Consider the following 22,924-nt stretch of genomic DNA (forward strand, 5'->3'; position numbering starts at 1 on the left):
GCAGGCCGATTACTCTAGCTAGTTGTGAGAGATAAAAAAACCAGTTGGTCGCGGCGACCAACTGGTTTTGTGATTTGCTATGATAAGGCTCTTATTTAGCCTAATGAGTTAGGCTCAGAGCATCAGGAACAAGTTACTTAGCGCTGATAGTGACGTTGTCGATGTAGAGTTCGTCGCCAGCGCCTGATGCATCGCAACGGAAGCGAACAGAAGCGTCAGCAGCAAAGTTCAGCATTGATGAATCCACTGTTTCCTCGATGATGTAGGTTACATTGTTCGGGAAAGTTGTGATTTCATCAGCGTTTGTGTTCACCTTCTTGTAGTTACCAATTTCTACCCACTGGCTGCCGTCGTAGACTTCGAGGAAGAAGTCTTCGTTACCATTGTTGCCATTGAAGCGTACAGTTTGGAATGTAAACTTAACACGCAGTTGAGAGCTGTTTGATAGGTCGATGCTGTCAGTCAGGTGAGCGATTGAGCTGTCTGACTTGCCCTGCAGGTGGAGTGATCTTTCGAATCCAGCTGGAGCTGTTTCAGCGGTGCTGTCTACAGTCCAGTTAGAATCAGCTCCAGTTGTTGACCAGTTACCAAGGCCATCTTCAAAGTCATCGAATGTGAGTTCGCTGAATGAGCCGTCAACAACAGCGTTGTCGAAGTAGAAGATGCCGCCTACGCCGCCGTTACCAGCATTTACGCAGTGAAGGATAATTCTACCTGTAGCTGCTTTAGCAGGTGCGATAGCTGTTCCTGAGAGCTGGTACCAAGTGTTTGGTGTTGCGTCATTAGGATAGAGGTAGCTAACTGTGAGGATTTCACTGAGTTCGTTGCCACTGGCATCAAACCACTGCACGCTAAGCTGTGGCTGCCAGCGAGAATCTGAGCGGTTGATCATGGTGTCAACGGCAAGGTTGTAGCTATTGCCTGATGATGCGTTGAACTCCTGATAGACGTAGCAGTTGTGCCATCTTCCTTTGATCGCAACATTGTCTTCACCGATAACCGGATCGTAGCTGCTGTCAGTTACCCAAATATTGCAAGCTGCGCTATCTGGCTTAACGCGAGTCCAGCAACCGGCGTCAAAGTTAGTGTCTTGATAGCCACCTGCTGTGGAGCCGGCGAAATCACAATTTTCGAGTGCGTTACCAGTTGGTTCTTCTTCAACTACAGGAGCAGCGATTTCAATAACAGTATTGTCAGTAGATTCAGCGCCGTCGTTGTCTGTAACGGTTAGCTGGATGATGTGAATGCCATCACTCAGTCTAACTGATGCAGTTTTACCAGTAGCGATTTGGCTACCATTTTCAGTCCAGACATAGCTCACGATGCTGCCATCGCTGTCTGATGATGCGGATCCGTCGAGGGTAACTGTTTCACCTTCAAGACCGTCAGAGTCAGGCAGGGTGAGGTCGCCACCAGCGTTTGCTGTTGGGGCGATGTTTTCAGCTGCGACTGGGCCGTAACCGATGAGTTCGCGGCTGTCTTCTGTAAGGTCAACTTTAGCTGGAGAATTTGCAGCTGAGTTGTATTCGCCACCTTCAAGGCCAAGGAGGTAATCACGTGGGTAGTCACCAAACCAGTGCTTGAAGTACCATGAATAAGTGTGGATAACGAGACGGTCGAAACCAGCATTGTCTTCGAAGCGGTTGACGGTTTCATGCATCATGTCTTCCCATGTAGTGCCATCTGTTGAGCCTACTTTGAAGCGTGTTGCATCAGATTCAGCAGTCAGTTCTTCGTACCAAGTTTCTTTGTCAGCATTTGTCCAGGCATCTTCGAGGTCAGCGAGCTCGCTGCCAATAGCGGCTGTGCGGCCAATGCTTTCAGCGTAGCTGATCACCTTGTTGGACCAGTTGTAAACGGTGTTTGGTGTATCACTGTAGGCCATCAGCACACTGTGGTGGAGCCAGTCCTGCATGTGCTCGTTCATTACTTTGGTCTCACCATTGTAGGTTACACTTTGGTTGCGCCAAGTTGGACGGAGCGCTTGAGAGGTGAGTAGGTCTGAGCCAGTTTCTTCGATCCAGTCGTAGGCACGTTTGGTATTTTCCAGCATGCCAACGTAGACCGATTGGTCATTTGGCTCCTGATCACCGTGGATACCTGCAAAACGAGCTTCTGGGTATTTTTTGTTAAAGGTGTCTACCGCTTTAGCAATGGTGAGAGTCTGTTTGGTATTGTTTACCAATGTTGCACTGTCTCTATCATCATTGAGGTAGTACATGTACCAAATTTGGATGCCACGCTCGTTTGCTTCTTTAAGGAAATCCAGCATGTGCTCTTCGGCATAGTCGATTGTTCCGCTGTTGTAGTTAGTCCACTGGTAGGTACCAGTAAACATATAGATCACGCGGATAGATTTGTTTTCGCAAAAATCAAAGAACATGTCTCTTGACCCTTTGTAGTTTGCGAAGAACTGATCTTTAGAGTTTTTAACTCCATCCCAGTTGCGGTTGGCTGTTTTATTGCCATCCACTGAGACTGGGTTCCAAACCCACATGGCGCGGCGGGCTTCGACGTCAAATTTGGCCCACTCAGTGGAGCCGTTCCATTCATCCGCATGCAGCGTTTCGCATGAGAATGCCGCAGCTATAGCAGCTGCACCTAGCAGTGAAGACGTCATGCGTCTTAGTGCTCTCCGGTATCTTTTGTTATCAGTTTTCATAGTTCGTTAATTAGGGTTTTTCTAGCAATACTTCATATGATCAATGGAGGCGAAGTGGTTGATTGTATGACGTATGGTTTATTTGCTAGTCCGTATGCCTATATGGATTACTGATGAGCATGTCGATGAGTAAAGATTTCAAATATGAACTAAATCGTCGAAATTGATTGCGATTTAACAAAAGTGATTGCTGTTTTAAGTTAAATTGCCTGTCTAAATATTGACCATTTGCGCTGGTGTTTTTGTTCATTGTTTAGTGCTGTATGTGCGATTTTTCAATTACTTACGGGTGATGTCTAGCGAATCGATTAATTAGAAAATCTATCGCCTTACGGGATAGTTGTGCGTATCTGTCAATGTTAATCATAAAAAATACAAATCTGAGTTAATACCTATCTGTCTAGCTGGTGGCTGCATGACGATGGCGCTGTCTGTACTTTTTGACATTACGGATCGTATAGTGAATTATAGTAAGGTATGAGTTGCGACACTTTGAATTATGAAATGCATACTTGTGATATAGATGGGCAAGATGCGCTTAGTGAGTTGTTTTTTGAGACCTTTTTGCGATCTGAGGGAAAACAAGAAGCTAAGTTGATAGGTCGCTTAGTTAGTGATTTGCTAGCTGATACCTCGGCAGGTGATTTGTATGTATTCGTAGCTAAATCTGCCGATGAGTTGGCTGGGGGAATCTTGTTTTCGCGGCTGAGCTTTGATGTCGGCATTGAGGCATTTATTATGGCTCCAGTGGCGGTTCATCCGGATTTCCAGCGACGTGGTATTGGTCAGCGCCTGATTAACTATGCATTGGCTGAACTGTGCAAACTAAGGGTGGAGTTAGTTGTCACCTACGGAGATCCTGATTTTTATACTAAGGTGGGATTCCTGCATGTTGAAGAAGCGCGCATCCCAGCACCGCTGAACTTGCAATATCCAGCTGGCTGGCTGGCGCAGTCATTGTGTGGCGGCGAGATTCCTTACTTAGCTGGCTGCTCTCGTTGTGTGCCTGCTTTGAATCGCCCTGAGTATTGGTAGCTAGATGTTGTCTATATTTTCTGCATGGAAATATAGACAGAGGTTCTAAAATGTAGACAAATTATTGACATTGTCTAGTTTTTGGTGAACATTGCCTGTGTTGTCAACCCTATCTCCCTATGAATTTATCTCACATGAGCGCCCTATTTTTTGTTTTTGGTCAAGCTGTAGCTACTCCTCTTCAGGCTGATTCCCCGCAACTGCTGACGGATTTTTCCACGGCTGGCGGTTACGCGTGGGGGAGCATCACGGATACGGTGATGGGCGGTCGCTCAAGTGGTAAAGTGGCTATTAAGCAGGGAAAGCTGAAATTCAGCGGTGAGGTATCACTGGAGAACAATGGTGGTTTTGCCTCCATGCGCAGCCAGAATGATCCGCTGGACCTGTCAGCTTACCAGGGCATCGAGCTGCGAATCAAAGGCGATGGGCGGTCTTATTATCTGACCTGTAGAGATTCCACCAAATCACGCCGCGCCTTTTGGGCTCCAGTGCAAACTAAGCCGGGGAGTTGGATGACGATTCGCATTCCTTTTGATGAATTTTACGCCACTTATTTTGGCCGCAAGGTTCCCAGCCGCAAGCTCAAGCTAGATCATGTGTGTAGCATTGGCCTGATGTTATACGATAAGCAAGCTGGTGCCTTTTCCGTGGAGCTAGACAGCATCAAGGTTTATTGACCTGAGCAGGTGGCTATTGGTGAGTGGTGAATGGTCGTGGTAAACCAGTTTCTCTAGCTACGTGGAGAAATTTCCAGCGGAAGCATTTTCTGATAGCCTGATTCAGCTGGCTGGTCATTAATGGGCACATGCAGAGTGATCACGGCCAGTTAATGATCTTGGGGGTTCCGGGAACGGAACTCACAGCGGCGGATATTGAGCTTTACCAGCGCATCCAGCCGGGTGGGTTTATTTTGTTTGGGCGCAATGTTGAGAGTCCAGAACAGCTAGCCAAACTGACCGCAGATTTGCTTGAGGTGACTGATGAAAAACCAATCATTGCGATTGATCAAGAAGGTGGGCGCGTCACGCGAACCAAAGAAATCGGCCACGCGCCGCCAAGTGCTCAGGAGCTACGTGAAAACGGTGACCTCGGCATGATCAGCTGGCACGGGCTGGTGACTGGCGATGTGCTACGAGTTTTGGGATTTAATATGAACTTCGCGCCTGTGCTGGATATCTCCTACGATGACGCCGCCGATAATGCATTGCGAGGTCGTTGTTATGGTAAAGATGCCCAGGAGGTGATCACCAATGCGGGCATCTTTAACCGCAACATGAGACGGCGCAAAATTAACTCCTGCGGCAAACATTTTCCTAGCTGCGGGCTGAGTGATTGCGACCCTCATCACGGCTTGCCGGTGATCGACAAAACCATCGACGAGATGATGAAAAGCGATTTGCTGCCGTACAATGCGCTGATGCCAGAGATGGATGCCATCATGACCTGCCACGCGCATTTTTCAGCGGTGGACGGTGATCAGCCGGGCTTACCGGGCTCGTTTTCCAAAAAGATCGTCACTCATCTACTGCGCTGGCAACTCGGCTACGAAGGGCTCATCATCACGGACGACCTCGATATGGGGGCGATTGTCGACCACTACGGTCGCGGGCCAGATGTGGAAATGGCCATCCGCGCTGGCAATGACATGGTGATGATTTGCCACCAGATCGACTCCGCCGAGCAGGCGCTGGAGCAACTGAAAAAGCTGCCCGACTCGGTGACTGTGGATTCGCTCAAGCGCATCAAGAAGTTTAAGAAAAAGCGGCTGCCGAAAAAAATGCACTTCAACCGCAAGCAGTGGGATAAGCTGGATGCTGAAACCCTCGAGCTGCGCAAAGCGGTGCTCGGTGATGAACTGGCGCTAAATCCAGAATTGGCCAGCCAGCCAGTTAATTCTCCTGTAGAAGAGTATTAATAATGGATAATGGCGGTGAGTTGGCGCAGGCCAGCTAGCCAGAGTTGATAATCTCACAGAAATTTCACCCGAGTGAGGTTTATTTCATCGTCCAGCTGGCTGCCAGCTGGACGATTTTTGTTATCTAAAGGGTCGCATTTTCCAGCTGGAGGAAGTTTTTTGCCAGAAATTCAACAAAATCACCGGCAAAAGGTGGGTGATTGGGAAATTTTTGAGACGAAAAATGGGCCGTTTTGCAGGCAAACTTGCTAACAGGTCGGATTTTCCCGTCCAGCTGAGAAGAAATGCTGAAAAAGACTGCGGAGTTGTGTTTCTTTGGATTCCTTGATTATCAATAGTTTCTGTAATGATGTGTTTTGCTTGGGAAAAAAAAGTAACTATTGATGCCTTTTTATCTTGTGCGGGATGAGGTTTTCCCTTAAGAAGTCGCCGCGCTCAGCGCACCCCACACAGCTGCCACACGGCACTGAGTAAAACGGGGCCCAATAGCTCAGTTGGTAGAGCAGCGGATTGAAAATCCGCGTGTCCTTGGTTCGAATCCGAGTTGGGCCACCATTTTAAACCTCACGGTTTGGTGGTAGCAGAGTACAAAATTAGCCGATCTGATTCAGATCGGCTTTTTTGTGTCTGGGGATTGGACAGGTGGGGGAGTTTGCGCCCGCTACAGCGAGCGCTGGCTGATGGCTAGTAGCTGGCTAGCTCATCGCTGGATTATTTGGCGGCTTCATTGCTGGTGCGGTTTTTTACGATATCTTCAAACAGGCCGCGTGAGCTGTCGTATTTACTCCACTTGCTGGTGACGGGCAGGTCAATGATGGCGAGGTTGCATACCTGCCAGCTTTCAGATGACGAGCTGCGTATCAGCTCCAGCTGCAGGTAGCTGGATCTCTTTTCTGATTTTAGCTCGATGAGCCGGGTTGATTTTTTCTCGCTTCCATCTGTGCTGAAGGAGCTGTGTGAGCTGGCGCTGATTTCTTTGCCTAAGCCGCGGAATTTTCCAGCTGACTGGCTGAGTGCTTGGCTGGCCTTAGTCAGTTGACGCTTGCTGATTTCTTGCTGCAGTTCGGTGGTGAATAGGCTGTGCAGCGGCTGGCTGTCATTTTCTTTGAAGTAGGCGTCGAGGGTTTGGTAGATGGGCAGGAACTCTTGGTCGTATTTTTTGCTGCTACTGGTTGAGCTGAATGCTGGTCCATCGGCTGTGTTCATCATGACAGCGGCGACTAGAATGAGGACGCCCACGGCTACCGGCACGGCTTTCATTTTTCCGCTCAACTTGATCAGCTGTTTTTCTGCACGGTTGCTTAGCGGTAGTGGTGGCGCGGGGAATTTTGTTTTGATGAGTTTTTGTAGTCCATCATCATGTGTTGATTTTGGGATGATGATGGTGAGGTGATTAGGGCCACTGAGTCTGTAAAACTGTTCATTTTCCTGTAGCTGGTTGATGGCATCCCATTGGTAATGGCTGGTTCTGTGTAGGGATTGCACCGTGATGTTTTGTTCATTGAGCTCGATGCTGGTGATGGAGGAAAAGATCTGACGATTGGCTATGGTGGTCGTTTTGCTGAACTCTATCAGCCAGCTGAAGATGAGCGCGCAAAAGATGAGTGTCGTGCAGAGGATGCCTGGGCTCACTGACCAGAAAGAGCCGCTGATGATTGTGGCAATGAGGATGAAGAGAAGTATCTTCTTGGTATTGAGAATGGGGTTATTGCCGAGCTGATAGCTGGATGCTTCTTCAGCGTAACCTTCAGCTGGGGTGATGGTGACGGCGCCTTCATGGCTTGTTTGGGTGTTCATGAGTCTAACTATTATTGCTGCTCTAGCAAGCTGTCGATTTTCAAATATTGAACAATTGTTTAGACCTGGAATGGCTAGCGCTTCCTGGCTGCGTGGGCAAAAAAAATCCACGCTTGCGAGGCAAGCGTGGATTCAAAATGATTTGAGTGATTCACTCTATGGAGAAAATTACGCTTCAGGCGCGTCTTTTTTCTCTTCAGCAGGTGCGGCAGCTTCTTCAGCTGGAGCTTCGTTGTTAGCTGGCTTTTCTTCAGCTGGAGTAACGATTGGCTGATCTTCTGCGTCTGAGAACGAGAAGCTTTCCTCGGTGACGTTCGGGTCAACGAGTGATGCGGCTGCGGCGTCGCGAGCGGCTTCGGCGGCTGCTTCAGCAGCTTTTTCTTTGTCGCGGCGGGTATTGCGAGTGCGTGGTTTGCGCTCGTTTTTGCGCTCGCCGCCTTCTTTACCTTCGCTGCGCTTGTTGTCGCGCTTGCCATCACGTTTTGGCTCGCGGTTATTGGTGCGCTTTTTGTCGTTTTCTTTGGCTTTGGCGCCGCTGACAACGAGTTTGCGACCCATGTAGAATTGGTCGTGAAGGACCTCTACAGCGCGCTGGGCTTCTTCTTTGCTGAACATTTCGAGGAAGCCGTACCCTTTGGATTTGTGTGTTTGGCGGTTGTAGATGATTTCTACGCGACGCACGGTGCCCACACCTTTGAATAGATCTTCAAGATCGTGTTCGGTGGTGTCGTAGGATAGATTGCCCACGTAAACACGTGGGGTTTCGCAAATTTGTGGTTCGCGAGGTGCGCGGTCAGTTTTTTCTTTGGCCACGCGGGTATTTTGTTTTGGTGCTTTGCTGGCTGCTGCTGGAGCGGCTTTGCTGGCTGGTTTTTTGCCGGCAGGTTTGCTGCTGGCTGGGTTGTAGAGGCCAAAGAACTTGAGGATCTTTTGCCAGAGTGTGAGTGGCTGTGGTTTTCTGCCACGAGCTTGTTGTGGGCGATTTCCTTGCCCTTGGCGGTTACCTTGTTTGTTGCGGTTTTGGTTGCGGTTTTGGTTGCGGTTACGGTTTTGGTTGTTGCGCTTGCGCGGCTGGCCACCTTCGTTTCCTTGTTGATTGTTATTGGCTTGGCCGTTGCGGTTTCTATTGCGATTGCGGTTCCTGTTGCGGTTTCTTTGATTCGACCGCTGCTGCCCTTCTGGGCGTGCTTGGTTTTCGGACATTGATTAAGTAGGTTAATGTTGTACGGGCGCAGAGTTGGGCAGTTTGTGTGCCTGTGGTTGGTGTCGCCGTCGGATCTGGCTCACCGTAGTTGCTTCTGCGCTAGCTAGCGTTCTTTTGGTCAGAGTGTTTTCTGTAGTTGCCTGAGAAATCTGGGGGTTACTCGTGTATTGTTTATGGATTTTAATAAACAGATAATTGGCTGCTGGCATATGGATAGCATGAAGCCAGCTGCTTAGATGCATAGCTGCGCGGCAAACTAGACGAATATTTCTCTTTGACAAGGCTCGAATCAAGGGTTGTCAGATTCTACTTCTTGGATACAGTGCCGTGAAATGGACAGATTTTTAGCTGGATGGAAAAGAATGGTCGCGACGGCGGTAGCTGTAGGCGTGAGTGTTTCTGCTGCAATTGCCACTGAGGGGTATATGGCGATTGAGGCGTATTCTGGTAAAGTATTGGTGGCATCGCAGTCTGAGACAAAAAAATCAGCAGGGCCGATGACCAGTTTGGCGACGGCTATTTTAGTGCTCGATTGGGCTCGTGTTTCTAAGACAGACATTGGCCGCAAGGTGATTGTGCCACCATCCGCGCCGCTCGCTGGACCGAATCCTCTCGGGCTGGCAGCTGGTGATCAGATCAAATTACGCGATGCATTATATTCCTGTCTGCTACGTAATGATGCGGCGGCAGCGAGCACGCTAGCTACTTTTATTGGTGTTGAGCTGGAGATGAAACGCGGACGCCGCACCAGCAACCCAGAGGGGACATTTGTGAAAGAAATGAATGTTTTGGCCAAATCTCTGAATATGCGCAGGACAAAATTTGCCAATAGCCATGGGCTGGCTGCCAGCGGTAAAAATGGCACCACCTGTGTGAGTGACATGGCGCGGCTGAGTATTTATGCCATGCGCGATACTGGATTTGCTTATTACGCCAAGCAGGCGAGCCGGCAAGTGAGCTTCTATCCACAAGGTGGTAGCGCCAAGACCGTTACGGTTAAAAATCAAAACCCACTGCTGGGTAAGCTGGCGGTAAATGGTGTGCGCGCAGCAGGCGGTGGCCTGAATGGCGAAAGCCTGTCGGTTTCCTCGCAAAGATCTCCTATTGTCAACGAGTTGCCAGATGGTCGATCTAGCATTCGTAACCGTCGACTGATTGTCGTGGTGTACGATTCAAATCAAGCTGGCGCACGTGCTCAGCAGCTTATTGGTCAAGGGTGGAAGCTATATGATCAATGGGAAGCGTCAGGATTTAACAATTCAGCTGATGGGAAAGATATAATTAGAGTGCCGGTTCTTTAATTTTTGTACGCTATTTGCTACGCTAGCTGCGATGAAACGAATAGGTGTGCTAAATAGCGGCGGCGATTGCCCAGGGCTGAATGCAGTGATTCACGGTGTGGTGGGTGCTGCTAGCCAGATGGGGATTGAGGTTGTTGGTATTAAATATGGCTTCGAGGGGCTGCTAGCGCCAGCGTCATACCGCGTGCTTACCCCAGCGGATACCATTGGTATCTTACAACAAGGGGGGACGATTCTCGGCACCACCAATAAAGGACATTTTATTTCTAAGCTCGGCATGGGCACGCCAGAGGAAATTTCCAAAGGCATCATAGAAAATGCTCGTGGCACGATGCAGCAGCTATCGCTAGACGCCCTAGTTGTCATTGGTGGTGACGGCTCGCTGACTACCGCGCTGCAGCTCTACCGTGCTGGTTTCCCTGTGGTAGGGGTGCCTAAAACCATTGATAACGATCTGCTAGCTACGGCGCGAACCTTTGGGTTTGATAGCGCTTGTGCCATGGTGGTGGATGCACTTGATAGACTGCAAACCACCGCGCAGAGCCACGAACGGGTGATGGTGCTAGAGGTGATGGGACGTCACGCTGGCTGGATCGCCATGTGGGGCGGTATCGCCGGCGGCGCTAACGTCATCTTGATTCCAGAGCTGGAATATGATCTCGATAAAGTGGCTGATTTCATCAAACAGCGTGACGCCGACGGCTATAAAAGCACTCTGGTTGTGGTGGCTGAAGGTGCTCACCTGCCAGAAGGGGGACTATCCACTCGCAGCGGAAGTGCTGGCGCTGAGGTTAGACTTGGTGGCATTGGCGAAATTATCGCTCAAGAACTAGAAGTCCGCACTGGTAAAGATACGCGCGCTTGTGTACTAGGTCACCTGCAACGCGGAGGCCAACCCACTGCGCTGGATCGAATCATCGGTGCACGTTTTGGGGTTAAGGCTGTGAAGTTAGCTGCCGAAGGTGGCTTCGGTCGCATGGTAAGCTACGATGCTTATCGTGTGGTATCCGTGCCTATCGAGGAGGCTGTTCACCAGCTGCGCCGCGTGCAAGATAACGGGGAGATTGTCGAGACTGCTAGAGCGATCGGCATTCACCTCGGACAATGAAAATAATTATCACCGAGAATGAATCAATGAACGACCCATTACTAACACTGCTACAGCAGAAAGCTCGTTACACAGATCTAGAATTAGCTGATATCCTCTCACTTAGTGAGGCAGAAGTATCCGCGCGCATCGCGGCCTGGGAGGCCGATGGTACGATTCTTGGTTACCGAGCGGTGGTCGATTCTCAAAAAGTAGCTAACAAGGGTGTTGCTGCTTTCATTGAGGTGAAAGTGACTCCTGAGCGTGGCGGCGGTTTTGACGGCATGGCTATGCGCATTGCTCGCTTTGACCAAGTAGTATCATGTTACCTAACTAGTGGTGGCTATGATCTCATGTTGGTGGTACGCGGAAAGGATTTGCTAGAAGTCGCTCGTTTTGTGTCTGAGAAACTCAGCACCATCAGCGGCGTGATTTCCTCAGCCACGCATTTTCATCTGAAAACCTATAAAGATAATGGGTTTCTTTTCCAACAGGAAGAGCTCCATGAGCGCCTGCCTGTAACGCCATAAGGAGGATTGATAGATGGACTATTCAGATAAAATTGCACATCAAGTTGCAGCTATTCCGCGCTCGGGTATTCGCGATTTCTTTGATCTCGTGCAGGGCAGGGATGATGTGATTTCCCTTGGTGTTGGTGAGCCAGATTTTGCGACTCCATGGTCAATCCGTGAAGCTGCGATCTTTTCGCTAGAGCGGGGGCAAACTAGTTATACTTCTAACTTAGGCCTGCTGCAGCTACGTGAATCAATTACTAACTACGTTAGTGATTTTTTCAAAGTCGACTATGATGCCAGCACAGAAGTTATTGTTACTGTGGGTGTATCAGAGGCGATTGATTTGGCTCTGCGAGCATTGCTCAATCCTGGTGACGAAGTGATCTACCATGAACCTTGTTATGTTTCCTACAGCCCGAGTATATCTATGGCCTATGGGGTAGGGGTTCCTGTACAGACTCATAAGGCTGATGCATTTGCCTTGCATCCAGCTGAGTTGGAAAAAGCCATCACGCCACGTTCACGTGTGCTGATGTTGAATTTCCCAACCAACCCAACAGGTGCGGTGATGTCAGCTGACGAGCTCGCTGAGATTGCGAAAATCTGCGTGAAGCACGACCTGATTGTGCTTAGCGACGAGATTTATAGCGAGCTGCGCTACGATACTGATGAGCATGTTAGCATTGCTTCCATGCCGGGAATGCGCGAGCGCACCATCTTGCTGCACGGTTTTTCTAAGGCATTTGCGATGACCGGTTTTCGCCTCGGTTATGCATGTGCGCCTGCTCCGCTGATAGATGCGATGATGAAAATTCACCAATACGCGATGCTCTGTGCGCCAATTACCAGCCAGGCAGCTGCGATTGAAGCATTAGAAAATGGCCTGCCTGCGATGGAGAAAATGCGTGAGAGCTACCATCAACGCCGAGACTTTTTGGTGCGTCGACTCAATGAGATGGGCATAGACTGCCACTTGCCAGGCGGTGCTTTCTACGTATTTCCTGATATTAGTAAGTTTGGTCTATCAAGTATGGAGTTTGCCATGAAATTGCTAGAAGCCGAAGATGTGGCGGCCGTTCCGGGCACTGCGTTCGGCGATGGAGGCGATGGTTTCCTGCGCTGCTGTTATGCGACTTCTTTTGAGGAGTTGCGCACAGCTATGGACCGCTTGGAAAGATTCATCAAAACTCTCTAAGCTGACAAATAACCCCATCATGTCCACTAGGGAAAAAATCCAGCGCTGGCAGAATGATCGCACATTGGCACATGTCGTGCCTCTAGCGGTCTTTATGTTATTCCTGATGCCTTTCATGTTTTTTGATGGGGCAAAATGGTTCCGCTGGGAGCACCCTAGTGCGCCATGGTGGCAACAATGGCCAGAGCAATGGCTCTACCCGCTGCAGAGTTTTGTTGGGCTGGCCTTATTGATTTTTTTCCGCAAACACTACGAGCTGAAGTGGTCGAAGTCGGTTTGGTTTGGAGCTCTGATGGGGGCTGTTGGAATAGGCTTCTGGCTATTGCCAACGACTCTTTACGATTGGTTAGGTATCGACGGAAAGCCTGAGGGAGTTCTCAAATACCTTGGCGTAATGCCGCGCACTGAGGGTTTTGATCCAGGGGTATTTGATTCTCCTGCAGCTTACTGGGCTTCCTTGATCCTACGTTTTTTCCGCGCGGTGGTGATCGTGTCTCTAGTTGAAGAGATCTTCTGGCGCGGGTTCCTCATGCGTTTCTTGCTAGATCGAGACGGTGATTACTGGAAAATCCCATTCGGTCAGCCAGCTTGGATCTCATATTTAGTGACCACGGGCGCCTTCATGTTAGCTCATGCGCCAGTCGACTACCTAGGTGCTTTTATCTATGGTTCGTTAACATACTTTGTCGCAGTGCGTACCAAGAGCCTGATGGCCTGTGTGGTGATGCATGGAGTCGCGAATTTGCTGATGGGGTGTTATGCCCTAGCCTATGCTAAATACGGGCTTTGGTAGTAGATCTGATTTTTGCTGGTGTTTTTTCAGCTGCTTCTGTGATTTTTGATAGTTAGTTAACAGTCTCTCTGTTTTGTCTAAATCATCAACATGGAAACGTTTTATTAAATGCATTTATGTTAGTTTGTTTGTAGCCCTCTCTGGTAGAGTGTTTAACGGTGTTTGGTGCATTTGCTTGAATGAAAATATCTGAACGGAAATCACGGCGGGTTTCTATTCTAACGTATTCATGACGACGAATTTACTGGTTTGTTTATCGCTCATGTGGGATGTCTAGCGGCATAGATATGCTTGATCTTCTAAGAACAAGTGATGCCTGATCGTTAAAAAAATAACAGAATGAAATTCACCCATTTAAAATTAGCGGCCTTAGCCATTGTTTCACTTATGTCAGTTAGTTGTGAAGACAAGGAGTTGATAGCTGAACACGAAAAACTTCAGCAGGAGGTGTTAGCTTATGAACAACGAGTCGATCAGCTAGAAAGCGAAATTATTGAAGATCCAGGTGATCAGAGCAAAATCATCCAGAGCGGTGAGGCTAGCATCAAAGAGATCGAAGCTAACATTCAGGCTTTAGAAGAAGAGAAAGCTAACATTGAAGCTGAGAAGCAAGAGATTCAAAAGGAATTCGACGAATACAAGTCACAGTACAAAATTCACGGAACATAATTTGCGTTGAGCGAGCTATTACCAAGATATTATTATGTCGGATTTATTTTCTAGCGCAAAAGGACCTGGACTAGTTGGGCTGGGTCTAGCAGCTGTTGTTTTAGGTGGTTTGAGCCTGTTGATGACATTGGCACTCGAGGACGAAGACTTATCAATTGAGCAGGATATGGTAGAGCTCAATTATGAGCTGAATTACCTTAAGGACTTTGAAGGGCAAGTTATAGCCTATCAGGATGTTGCGAAAAAGAACCAACAGACGGTAGAACGTCTGCAGGAAGTAGTTAACGAGCTCAATGCAAAGTCAGCTGAGCTGATGCAAAAAGAACAAGAGTTAGATGACGAAAAGGCGAGCGTCGCTGAGTTATACAAACAGATAGATCAATATAAAGTGAACTATCGTGAAGCCGAGTGGGCTTCAGCTCGCGGTGAAAAATATGAAGCTCTAAAGACACTGCGTGGTCGTGAATATCAAAGCGTAGAAGTGCGTAAAGTTAGCGCCGCTGGAATGGAGATCAGGCATGCTATTGGTACCGCTCGAATTCCTTACGACCACCTTCCATCTGAGATGCAAGATCGTTTCCAGTTCACTGCCGAGGCTGCAAGCTCCATGGCGCAAGAAGAACTGGCATTTCGTAAGAGGCTCGAAAGTGACCACGCTAGAGCGGCTGATCGTCGCACTGAACGTGAGAAACTCTATAAAGATAAGTTAGCAAAACGGTCTAATTACCTAGCACGTGCAAAAATCAAAAGCCTGCAGAACGCACTGAAGACAAAAGAGGAATTACACATGGCCTCAATTGAGCGTGTTCGTGCATTGCGAGCGAAAGCAGACGCTAACAACAATCGTGGTTTGTCTGGCGGTCTAGCCAAGCGCGAGGAAGAACGTGCCGCTGAGCTGCAGAAGTCTATTGAACAAACTCGTAGCGAGATCAGCCGCTTGTCTAGGCAGGTTAGAAATTAAATATCATCATGATTAGTGATCCATTCACCGAAGATAAATCCCAGGGGGTTATCTATACGCTAGCAGCCGTTGTCTTGCTTGTTATTGGCGCTATTGCCATCAGCATATATTCTGACAGAAGTGCTGCGCCTTCAGATTTGTCTCAGTCAAAGTATAAGTTAGAAAAGCAAAAGCTTAACTTGCTAAGTAAAATAAGTGAGCTTGAAGCTGAGAAGTTAGTTGCTGAAAAGAACGAGAAAGATAGCCAGCGATATGCTGAGATTGAGAAAGAAATGCAGTCATTGATGGACCGCGAGGCTCAGGCGCTGGAAGTGAATACACAGGCCAGTGACCAGCTGATCTCATTATTAGATGCCTATGCTAACTACCAGCGTAGTTACATTTTACAAATGCGTGATGAAGTGGTGGGCGAAACCTACGACTTGCTAGAAACAGCTAGTGGCAGAGAGTATACTGAGGTAACGATTCAACGTGTTAGTGCGTACGGAGTGGATATTAAGCACACCAATGGAACCGCTAGATTAGCTCACGCAGAAATTCCAGCTGATCTGGCTAACCGTCTATCCTATTCTGAAGAGGAGTTGGAGGCGGTATTGAAAGCTAGTCAACAGCGACGTGCTAGTTCGGCGAGTTCACCTGTGGTAGCCGCCAAACCAAGATCAAATCGTCCAGCTCGCAGTGGTCGCGTTGTGGCTAGTACCGAGCAGAAACAAAAAGATGCAAGTCAACGTTCAGCTTTGCGTGTGCGCTTGAGCCAAGTGCAAGTTAAGCTAACACGCGTGCGTGATGAAATTGGTGTGATTGAAGGCAAACTCAATAAGCTGAATACGTCCACTCGTTCAACGACCAGCTCGAGCTATTCTAGCAATGGTTATTATACCACGACGAGACCAACATCCAGATACAAAGGGTCGCGCTCAGTTCCGGGTGGTTTGGAGACTTGGTCGCAACGCTTGGTACGGTTTAAAAAGGCTGAGAGAATTTTGGCCATGCAAGAAGCTACGCTCAGCGCGCAGCTCGAGTCACTTTAAGTTTTCTAGCTAGAAACTAACTAGTTAGGCACTAGCGACCTCGAGACTATGTCTCAGGTCGCTTTTTTGTGCTTAGTACTGGATGATGCTGTGGATGTTTTTGGTAGGCAGCAGCTGGCGACCATTGAGGAATTCCAGCTCGATGAGGAATGAAATACCAACTAGGTCGGCGTCTAGCGACTGTACTAAGCTTACGGCGGCGGCAGCGGTGCCACCAGTAGCTAGCAGGTCATCGACGATTAAAACACGCTCACCTGGTTTGATAGAATCTTGGTGAATTTCCACCGTTGCTTCACCATATTCTAGCGAATAAGAAATGGCATTGGTCATCCATGGCAGTTTGCCTTTTTTGCGGATAGGAACAAATCCTGCACCTAGCTCCATGGCCACGGCGCTGCCGAAGATGAACCCGCGCGCATCGATACCAACGACTTTGTCGATTTTCTGACCAGCTGCGGTTTCACAGAATGCCTGCACGGAAAGTTTGAGCAATTCTGGCTGGGCAAGCATTGGCATGATGTCTTTAAAGATAATGCCTTCTTTGGGGAAATCGACGACATCGCGGATGGCGTCACGGAGAGCTGAGTAATCTTGCATGACCTCGTTATATCTGCAGCAGCCATGACTCCAATGGAAAAGTAGTGATTTTCTGATTTGTCCCACGCCATTTCATTTGCGAATTTAGAAATCAATGCTAAAAGACGCGTCACGTTATGTTTGTTGATCACATCAGGATATACGCTCAGGCAGGAGACGGCGGTAATGGTATTGTACATTTTCGCCGCGAGAAGTTTCGCCCGAAAGGTGGCCCGGATGGTGGCGACGGTGGTGACGGGGGAAGTGTTATCCTCGAGGTCAGCCCGCATACCGATAACCTCAAAGCTTTTGCCTACGACCCGAAGATTATTGCTAAGGCTGGGCAGCATGGCATGAGCCAGCGCAAGCATGGTAAAAATGGCAAAACAGTGATTGCTAAGGTGCCTCCAGGTACCGTGATTTACCGCAGTACTGCGCAAACTGTAGCTGACGCCGTGGACATGGAGCGCTCAGAAGAAGGTGTGGATCTAGAGCCAATTGCTGATTTGACCGAGTATGGTGAGCAATTCATCCTCTGCGAAGGTGGCAAAGGCGGTAAAGGAAACTGGCACTACAAAACATCTACCAACCAAGCACCAGAAGAGCATCAGCTGGGAACAGAAGGTGAGCTAGGAGTATTCTACTTTGAGCTGCGTCGCATCGCTGACGCTGGACTAGTTGGTTTCCCAAATGCAGGAAAATCCACATTGCTTAACAAACTTTCAGCGGCATCACCAAAGATTGGCAGCTACCCGTTCACTACGCTCAACCCGAGTGTGGGTGTTTGTGAATTTGATAATTTCCGCCGTTGTACCATCGCTGATATTCCAGGATTGATTGAAGGTGCGCACGATAACCGTGGCCTCGGTCACGAGTTCCTGCGTCACATCACTCGTTGCCGCGTTTTGTTATTTGTCGTTGATATGGCTGGTTCAGAAGGTCGTGATCCAATCGATGATCTGCAAATCCTGCGTAAGGAAATCAAAATGTACGACGAAGAGCTCGCTCAGTTTGAGTGGATGATTATTGCTAACAAGATGGATGTTGAAGGTGCTGAAGAGAATCTCGCAATTTTCCGCGATCGATTCCCTAAGCAGACCATTATTCCTATCTCAGCGGATCAAGAAACTGGCTTGGAAGAACTCAAAGCTGACCTCGATGAGCGTATCGGCTATCGCTACAACAGCAAGCAGGCTGAGTAGTTGATAGAATAGTTTTAATAAAAAGGCGCTGGTGATTTCACCAGCGCCTTTTTTGTTTCTAGCTGGTCGTTAGGTTGTGCGAGCCAGCTGGGTCTTTAAATCATTGCGCGCTGGATTAGACAGCGCTGGACGAGTGGCTAACTAGCGCAGCATGTTGATGGCGCGCTGGGTCGATTTTACAAATGCCTCTGCTTCTTGCTCGGTATTGTACATGGCAAATGATGCGCGCACGGTTCCGGTGATGCCAAATCTAGCCATCAGCGGCTGACAGCAATGGTGACCGGTGCGAACTGCTACTCCCATTTGGTCTAGCAGGGTGCCTAGGTCGTAGTGGTGAACGCCATCTACCAAGAAAGAAATCACAGCGGCTTTTTCTGCTGCGGTGCCATAAATTCTCAGTCCATCTATTTCTAGCAACCCTTCAGTGGCTATTTTTGCCAGGTGACGCTCGTGGGCTGCGATGTTCTCCAGACCGATTTGGTTGACGTAGTCAGCGGCGGCGGAAAAAGCAATGGCGCCTTCGATGTTAGGTGTGCCGGCTTCGTATTTGAATGGCAGTTCGTTGTAGGTGGTTTTTTCAAAGGTGACGAGTTTGATCATCTCGCCGCCACCACGCCATGGTGGCATTTTTTCTAGTACCTGAGTGCGACCGTAGAGTAGGCCAGTACCTGTAGGTCCGTACATTTTGTGTCCGCTGATAGTGTAGAAATCACAGTCTAGCGATTGTACATCAATGCGTTCGTGTGGCGCGCTCTGGGCGCCGTCGATGCATGTGTAGGCATCGACTTTTTTTGCCGCAGCAATGATGTCCTCAATTGGGTTTCTCGTGCCTAACGAGTTAGAGTAATGATTGACGGAAACAACGGCTGTATTTTTATCGATGAGCTGGTCAAAAGCCGGCATGTCGAAGGTGCCGTTGTCGAGGATGGGGATCACTCGGAGCTCGGCGCCAGTGCGCTCGCATAGCATCTGCCAGGGCACGATGTTGGAGTGGTGTTCCAGCCCTGAGATGATCACATTGTGATCGGCTGTGATTTCACCTGATAGCGAGAGGATGTTAGCTACGAGGTTGATAGAATCAGTCACGCCGGAGGTGAAGATAATTTCACGGTCGTCAGCGGCGTTGATGTGTCTGGCTAGATTTTGTCTAGCAGCTTCAAATTTCTCGGTTGCTTCACGCGCGAGCTTGTGGGCGCCGCGGTGGATGTTAGCGTTGTATCCTTTGTAGTACTGCTCGTAGCTAGCTAGCACTGATAGGGGAGTCTGTGAGGTCGCCGCGTTGTCCAAGTAGATCAATGGTTGGCCATTGACCTGTTGGTCGAGAATGGGAAAATCGGCGCGGATGGCCGTGGTGTCTAGTGCTTGTGCCATGTTGTGAATGTGCTTACGCCAGCTGGCTCTATCGTGCAACCCCTGCGGGTGCAATTGCTATTTTTCAAAGAGCTCGGTGGTGAGCTGCTGAATGTTTTTGTGTGGGATGAGGAAATAATCGGGGTCGTCCACTAGGGTGCCGTCAGCGTCAGAGGTGATTTTACCATAATAGACGCGGTTGGCTGGCGAGTCTGAGGCGCGCGCCACGCTGAGGATTTGAGTGATTGGCGTGAGCGGGTTGCCATCATCGTCTTCATTTTCAATGACGATCTGGACGCGCAAAAATGGAGTCATTAGCGCTTCTCTAGCGCCCCTGTGGAATGGTCCGAGCCAGCGTGGTGTTTTCAGCTCAGAGAGGTTGCTGAGCAGGCGGTTGGCGCGGTTATGATTGAGCTCGGCGCTGGCGTCGGTTTCGCCAATTTCTGCGCCCCAAGCTTCGCGAAAATAATCGTAAGATAGCGCAACTGTAGGTTTGTCGTCGCGCTCAATGTAGATGCCTTTGACGTCAATTTGTGGGATAAACCAGACGTCGAGTGGTCGCCAGTTCCACGGGTATGGAGCGATTTTCGACATAGATTCGTGGGATACCTGCCAGATGTTTGGCGTATTAGCGATGCGACCAAAGTAGAACTGGCGGCGTGTTTCAGGGCTTTCACCTTCGATGATGCGGCCAAATTCGATGCCAACCACAGATTGGTCGCGGTTGATGAATGATAGACGCAGGAATGGATTGTCTAGCCCGTAGCGGGTGAGGTCGGTAGCTGCGTCGGTAGCAAATTTTTCCACAGGATCGACCACCACGGCGGCGATGAGTTCTTCGAGCGTTTTTAGGTTAATCGGCTGTAGCTGGTTTTGGAAGTCTAGCAATCTCCACTGCGGTTGCTTAGGTGACTTGCGGTCGAGGGTGAGTAGAACCGCTGGCTGATCAACTGGCTGGATGGCGATAGTTTGCAGGTCGCGAGCTTTGAGGTCGCACATGTTTTTGGCGCGCAGGTCATTGACGTTGACTTGTAGCTGACTGAGGGTGACGACATCGGGGTCGATCGTGCTGGTCAGCGGCAGGGTGAATACGGCATTGCGGTCTGAAACGGTGGCGAGTGCGGTTTGTGCATTGGTCTCCTTGGGGAGGTAGGCGCGCATGACCGTTTCAGGGATGGTTTCACCATTGATTGGGCTGAACTGGTAGGCGATTTCTAGCACGTTTGAGCGGGCATTATCCTCAGGCAGAGTGACGGCATCTTGGTTGCGAACATCAAATGCTGTGAGCCTGCCGAGGTTGGAAAACAATTTGGTCAGAGCTTTGTCGTCGATACGCAAGTTGAGTGGTTTGGAGATTTGCCAAATATCTTTACCGTCTACTTGTTCCTTGGTCAGGAGAATGTCGCGGCCGTTTTGTGAGATTCGTAAGGAATCGAGGTAGCCTGGGTGGAAGAAAAATGGACGGTGGTCGCGGAAACCTTTGAGTTGATCGCGGAATAATAGGCCCACATTTTCTACTGGATCAGTCACCAAGTAGACATTGTTTTTCAGCCTATCGTCAGTTGGGCGCAGGAAAATGGTGGGGATGTTTTTTTCGTTTTCTTCGTCGTAAATGTGCCAAGCGGTTTTGCGCCCAAGGTTGTATGACATCATGTCATTGCCATCGGCGTCTTTGAATAGCACAAAGGTGGCTTTTTCTCCGAGGCCATAACTAGGTAGCTTTTCTTCATCACGCTCGAAGGTGTCGACGATGGTCGCCCCTTGAGTGAAGGCAAATAGACCGTCAATGAACTTAGTGCTGACGCGGTCATTCCACGGGGTTTTGGCGATGAATCCACGCTCGGTGCGTTCGAAGACTCCTGTAGTGCCATCAGGAAGCCTAACCTCGATGGTTTGAGCCAGCTGGCGCACGGGGATATCAAATAGAATTTCACCTTCAGCCTTTGGGGGAATGCCAAAGATGCGGTTACTGAAGCGTTCATCTGTCTGCACCACGGCGAGTGTCACCAAGGTGATGGTGACGATTGTGAGCAGGATGGTAGGAATGTAGCGCATGGTTAGGCTTACTGGTTAGTGGCGGTTACGCGCGGCGGGTATTCCAGACAACAAGCGCGGCTAGCAGGGCAGCTAGAGGCATGCCGATGAGGCAGATCTTATTGACCAGCGATCTCTCTTTGTCTGGCAAGGTGAGCTTGTGACGCACGACTTTGCGAGGTCCAATACCGATGAGTTCTTCGCGGCCAATGAGCCAGTTAGAGCTGGCGTTGAGGAAATCTTCCTGCTCAGCGCGCATACTATTTGGTTCCATAAATCCGCTATTGGAAACCACAACCATGCGACCTGTGAGGTGTCTGGTTTGGTCGTCGCTGGCATTGCCGCGGGTGATTTTAGCGCCAAGATAGATAGGCGCGGCATTGTCTTCTTCCGCGTTAAATTCTGGAGTTCCGGCGTCTTGGTAGCGGGTTTCTCCCCACCAGCGCTCGTTAGCTTCGATGAGCGGCACTGGGGTGATGAGGCGGTTGAGTAGGTCTTCATCATTCTCACGAACTTCTAATGAGCTGCTAGGCCCCTCGAAGGTAGCTGGTTTGCCGCCGATTTGTTTGTTCACGTCTGGCTCGCGTGTGAAGAGAGCGCGAACGTTGCGCAGTGTTTCGCCATCGCGGCTGGTGCTAACAACTCTGTCGTTGCGAGCGGAAACTCCGTAGCGACGCAGGAAGCTGTTGAGGTTGGCTAAGCGGTTGTTGGGGTCGAGGGCGATAAATACTGCACTCGGTGTGCGATCCCAGTACTCGCGTAGGATTTCAATTTCAGTATCAGTAAAGTCGTAGGCTGGCGCGATCAATGCAACACCTGCGGCGTCTTCTGGAAGTTTGGCAAGTTCGGAAATGCGGATAGGGACCAGTTGGATGTTCATCTGGTAGAGCATGGCGGCGTAGTTTTCCCATGCGGCAGCTTGTTTATTCACGCCTTCAAGTTTGCTCTTATCGGCGATGAAGTAGAACTTGCGCGGGTTGCCTTCCACGGCGCCAATGATCTGGCTGGTGATGACACGCTCATCTTGCCATTCTGTGATGATGAGTTTGTTATCAGCGCCAGGAGCCATCAGGTAGAGTGCGCTGATAGGGACAAAGCGCACGTGGGCTGACATCTGTTGGCGGCTGGTTGAATCCTCAGTGCGCGATTGGTCTTCACTCTTGCGGGCATCGAGGATGAGGATGTCTTCGGTAAAGGTGTGACGGTAGGTATTAGTGATTTCCTGGGCGCGGTCTAGGTTCTTGAATGGATCGAGAAATTCGATGGAGATCTGACCATTAGCGGCGCGCTGGTAGGCTTCGAGGCGACCGCGCATTCTCTGATAGTGAGGTGAATTCGGGCGGATTGCAGCGATGATACGCAGCGGTTGCTCGAGATTCTGCATGTTTTCGCCAGCCAGATAGCTGGTGCTCAGCGGTGACAAGGTGAAGTCTTTTTGCACCGTGAGGTCAACGGTACGGTGGTGAGCACAGCTGAGGTAGTTGGCTGCACAGATGGCTATCAGGAATAAAACAAACTGGAAGGAGATGAGAAAGCGCTGGCCGTTACGACGGATTTGGCGTGCTTTCGATGGGCTATTTTCGCTCTCGGACATGTG

The 22,924-nt window shown here is 49.5% G+C and carries 19 protein-coding genes and 1 tRNA gene; 13 read left to right on the top strand and 7 right to left on the bottom strand.

Features of this window, described 5'->3' with window-relative positions; genetic code table 11:
- Window positions 1-133: 133 nt before the first annotated feature.
- Window positions 134-2,620: a PKD domain-containing protein gene (locus JIN82_RS07865; RefSeq protein WP_200311082.1), complete on the bottom strand. Its 2,487-nt coding sequence runs from the start codon at window positions 2,618-2,620 to the stop codon at window positions 134-136.
- Window positions 2,621-3,139: 519 nt separating this feature from the next.
- Here JIN82_RS07865 and JIN82_RS07870 point away from each other — a divergent pair.
- The 4 genes from JIN82_RS07870 to JIN82_RS07885 all read left to right on the top strand — a co-directional run bounded on the left by JIN82_RS07870 (window position 3,140) and on the right by JIN82_RS07885 (window position 6,167).
- The gene (locus tag JIN82_RS07870; protein ID WP_200311083.1) at window positions 3,140-3,697 is read left to right on the top strand and encodes a GNAT family N-acetyltransferase; all 558 of its coding nucleotides are present in this window, start codon (window positions 3,140-3,142) and stop codon (window positions 3,695-3,697) included.
- A gap of 134 nt (window positions 3,698-3,831) precedes the next feature.
- A complete protein-coding gene (locus tag JIN82_RS07875; RefSeq protein ID WP_200311084.1) occupies window positions 3,832-4,374 on the top strand; it encodes a CIA30 family protein in 543 nt (180 codons plus the stop codon).
- 128 nt (window positions 4,375-4,502) lie between these two features.
- Window positions 4,503-5,612, top strand: a complete 1,110-nt coding sequence (gene nagZ / locus JIN82_RS07880; protein WP_200311085.1) for a beta-N-acetylhexosaminidase — start codon at window positions 4,503-4,505, stop codon at window positions 5,610-5,612.
- A gap of 479 nt (window positions 5,613-6,091) precedes the next feature.
- Window positions 6,092-6,167: transfer RNA gene (locus tag JIN82_RS07885), tRNA-Phe, on the top strand.
- A 156-nt stretch (window positions 6,168-6,323) separates the two neighbouring features.
- On the opposite strand, the gene JIN82_RS07890 is transcribed toward JIN82_RS07885, so the two are convergent.
- Both JIN82_RS07890 and JIN82_RS07895 read right to left on the bottom strand, forming a co-directional pair.
- Window positions 6,324-7,409, bottom strand: coding sequence for a hypothetical protein (locus JIN82_RS07890; protein WP_200311086.1), 1,086 nt, complete (start codon window positions 7,407-7,409; stop codon window positions 6,324-6,326).
- Between the two features lie 168 nt (window positions 7,410-7,577).
- Window positions 7,578-8,612: an RNA recognition motif domain-containing protein gene (locus JIN82_RS07895; protein WP_200311087.1), complete on the bottom strand. Its 1,035-nt coding sequence runs from the start codon at window positions 8,610-8,612 to the stop codon at window positions 7,578-7,580.
- Window positions 8,613-8,975: 363 nt separating this feature from the next.
- Here JIN82_RS07895 and JIN82_RS07900 point away from each other — a divergent pair, with 363 nt between their 5' ends.
- The 8 genes from JIN82_RS07900 (at window position 8,976) to JIN82_RS07935 (ending at window position 16,165) form a co-directional block, all read left to right on the top strand.
- Entirely contained in the window at window positions 8,976-9,914 is a 939-nt protein-coding gene (locus tag JIN82_RS07900) for a D-alanyl-D-alanine carboxypeptidase family protein (protein ID WP_234041863.1), read from the top strand.
- 31 nt (window positions 9,915-9,945) lie between these two features.
- On the top strand, window positions 9,946-11,022 hold the full coding sequence (locus JIN82_RS07905) for a 6-phosphofructokinase (protein WP_200311089.1): 1,077 nt from the start codon (window positions 9,946-9,948) through the stop codon (window positions 11,020-11,022).
- Entirely contained in the window at window positions 11,019-11,531 is a 513-nt protein-coding gene (locus JIN82_RS07910; RefSeq protein ID WP_234041864.1) for an Lrp/AsnC family transcriptional regulator, read from the top strand. The genes JIN82_RS07905 and JIN82_RS07910 overlap by 4 nt, the downstream gene beginning before the upstream one ends.
- Window positions 11,532-11,544: 13 nt before the next feature.
- Window positions 11,545-12,711, top strand: coding sequence for an aminotransferase class I/II-fold pyridoxal phosphate-dependent enzyme (locus JIN82_RS07915; protein WP_200311090.1), 1,167 nt, complete (start codon window positions 11,545-11,547; stop codon window positions 12,709-12,711).
- A gap of 19 nt (window positions 12,712-12,730) precedes the next feature.
- Window positions 12,731-13,504 carry a CAAX prenyl protease-related protein gene (locus tag JIN82_RS07920; protein ID WP_200311091.1) on the top strand — a complete coding sequence of 258 codons (774 nt, stop codon included), beginning with the start codon at window positions 12,731-12,733 and terminating at the stop codon, window positions 13,502-13,504.
- A 387-nt stretch (window positions 13,505-13,891) separates the two neighbouring features.
- On the top strand, window positions 13,892-14,173 hold the full coding sequence (locus JIN82_RS07925; protein WP_200311092.1) for a hypothetical protein: 282 nt from the start codon (window positions 13,892-13,894) through the stop codon (window positions 14,171-14,173).
- A 34-nt stretch (window positions 14,174-14,207) separates the two neighbouring features.
- Entirely contained in the window at window positions 14,208-15,134 is a 927-nt protein-coding gene (locus JIN82_RS07930; RefSeq protein ID WP_200311093.1) for a coiled-coil domain-containing protein, read from the top strand.
- 8 nt (window positions 15,135-15,142) lie between these two features.
- Window positions 15,143-16,165: a hypothetical protein gene (locus tag JIN82_RS07935; RefSeq protein WP_200311094.1), complete on the top strand. Its 1,023-nt coding sequence runs from the start codon at window positions 15,143-15,145 to the stop codon at window positions 16,163-16,165.
- A 72-nt stretch (window positions 16,166-16,237) separates the two neighbouring features.
- On the opposite strand, the gene JIN82_RS07940 is transcribed toward JIN82_RS07935, so the two are convergent.
- The gene (locus JIN82_RS07940) at window positions 16,238-16,762 is read right to left on the bottom strand and encodes an adenine phosphoribosyltransferase (RefSeq protein ID WP_200311095.1); all 525 of its coding nucleotides are present in this window, start codon (window positions 16,760-16,762) and stop codon (window positions 16,238-16,240) included.
- 116 nt (window positions 16,763-16,878) lie between these two features.
- On the opposite strand from JIN82_RS07940, the gene obgE reads away from it, so the two are divergent.
- Window positions 16,879-17,943, top strand: a complete 1,065-nt coding sequence (gene obgE, locus JIN82_RS07945; protein ID WP_200311096.1) for a GTPase ObgE — start codon at window positions 16,879-16,881, stop codon at window positions 17,941-17,943.
- Between the two features lie 141 nt (window positions 17,944-18,084).
- Here the strand turns inward: obgE and JIN82_RS07950 are convergent, their stop codons facing one another.
- Genes JIN82_RS07950 through JIN82_RS07960 form a run of 3 tightly spaced genes read right to left on the bottom strand, consistent with a single transcriptional unit; the run spans window position 18,085 to window position 22,921 of the window.
- Window positions 18,085-19,314: an aminotransferase class V-fold PLP-dependent enzyme gene (locus JIN82_RS07950; protein ID WP_200311097.1), complete on the bottom strand. Its 1,230-nt coding sequence runs from the start codon at window positions 19,312-19,314 to the stop codon at window positions 18,085-18,087.
- 57 nt (window positions 19,315-19,371) lie between these two features.
- Window positions 19,372-21,348, bottom strand: a complete 1,977-nt coding sequence (locus JIN82_RS07955; RefSeq protein WP_200311098.1) for a DUF4340 domain-containing protein — start codon at window positions 21,346-21,348, stop codon at window positions 19,372-19,374.
- A 25-nt stretch (window positions 21,349-21,373) separates the two neighbouring features.
- Window positions 21,374-22,921, bottom strand: a complete 1,548-nt coding sequence (locus JIN82_RS07960) for a motility-associated ABC transporter substrate-binding family protein (RefSeq protein WP_200311099.1) — start codon at window positions 22,919-22,921, stop codon at window positions 21,374-21,376.
- Between the last annotated feature and the right edge of the window lie 3 nt (window positions 22,922-22,924).

Source organism: Persicirhabdus sediminis (genome assembly GCF_016595495.1).
Classification (GTDB): domain Bacteria; phylum Verrucomicrobiota; class Verrucomicrobiia; order Verrucomicrobiales; family Akkermansiaceae; genus Persicirhabdus; species Persicirhabdus sediminis.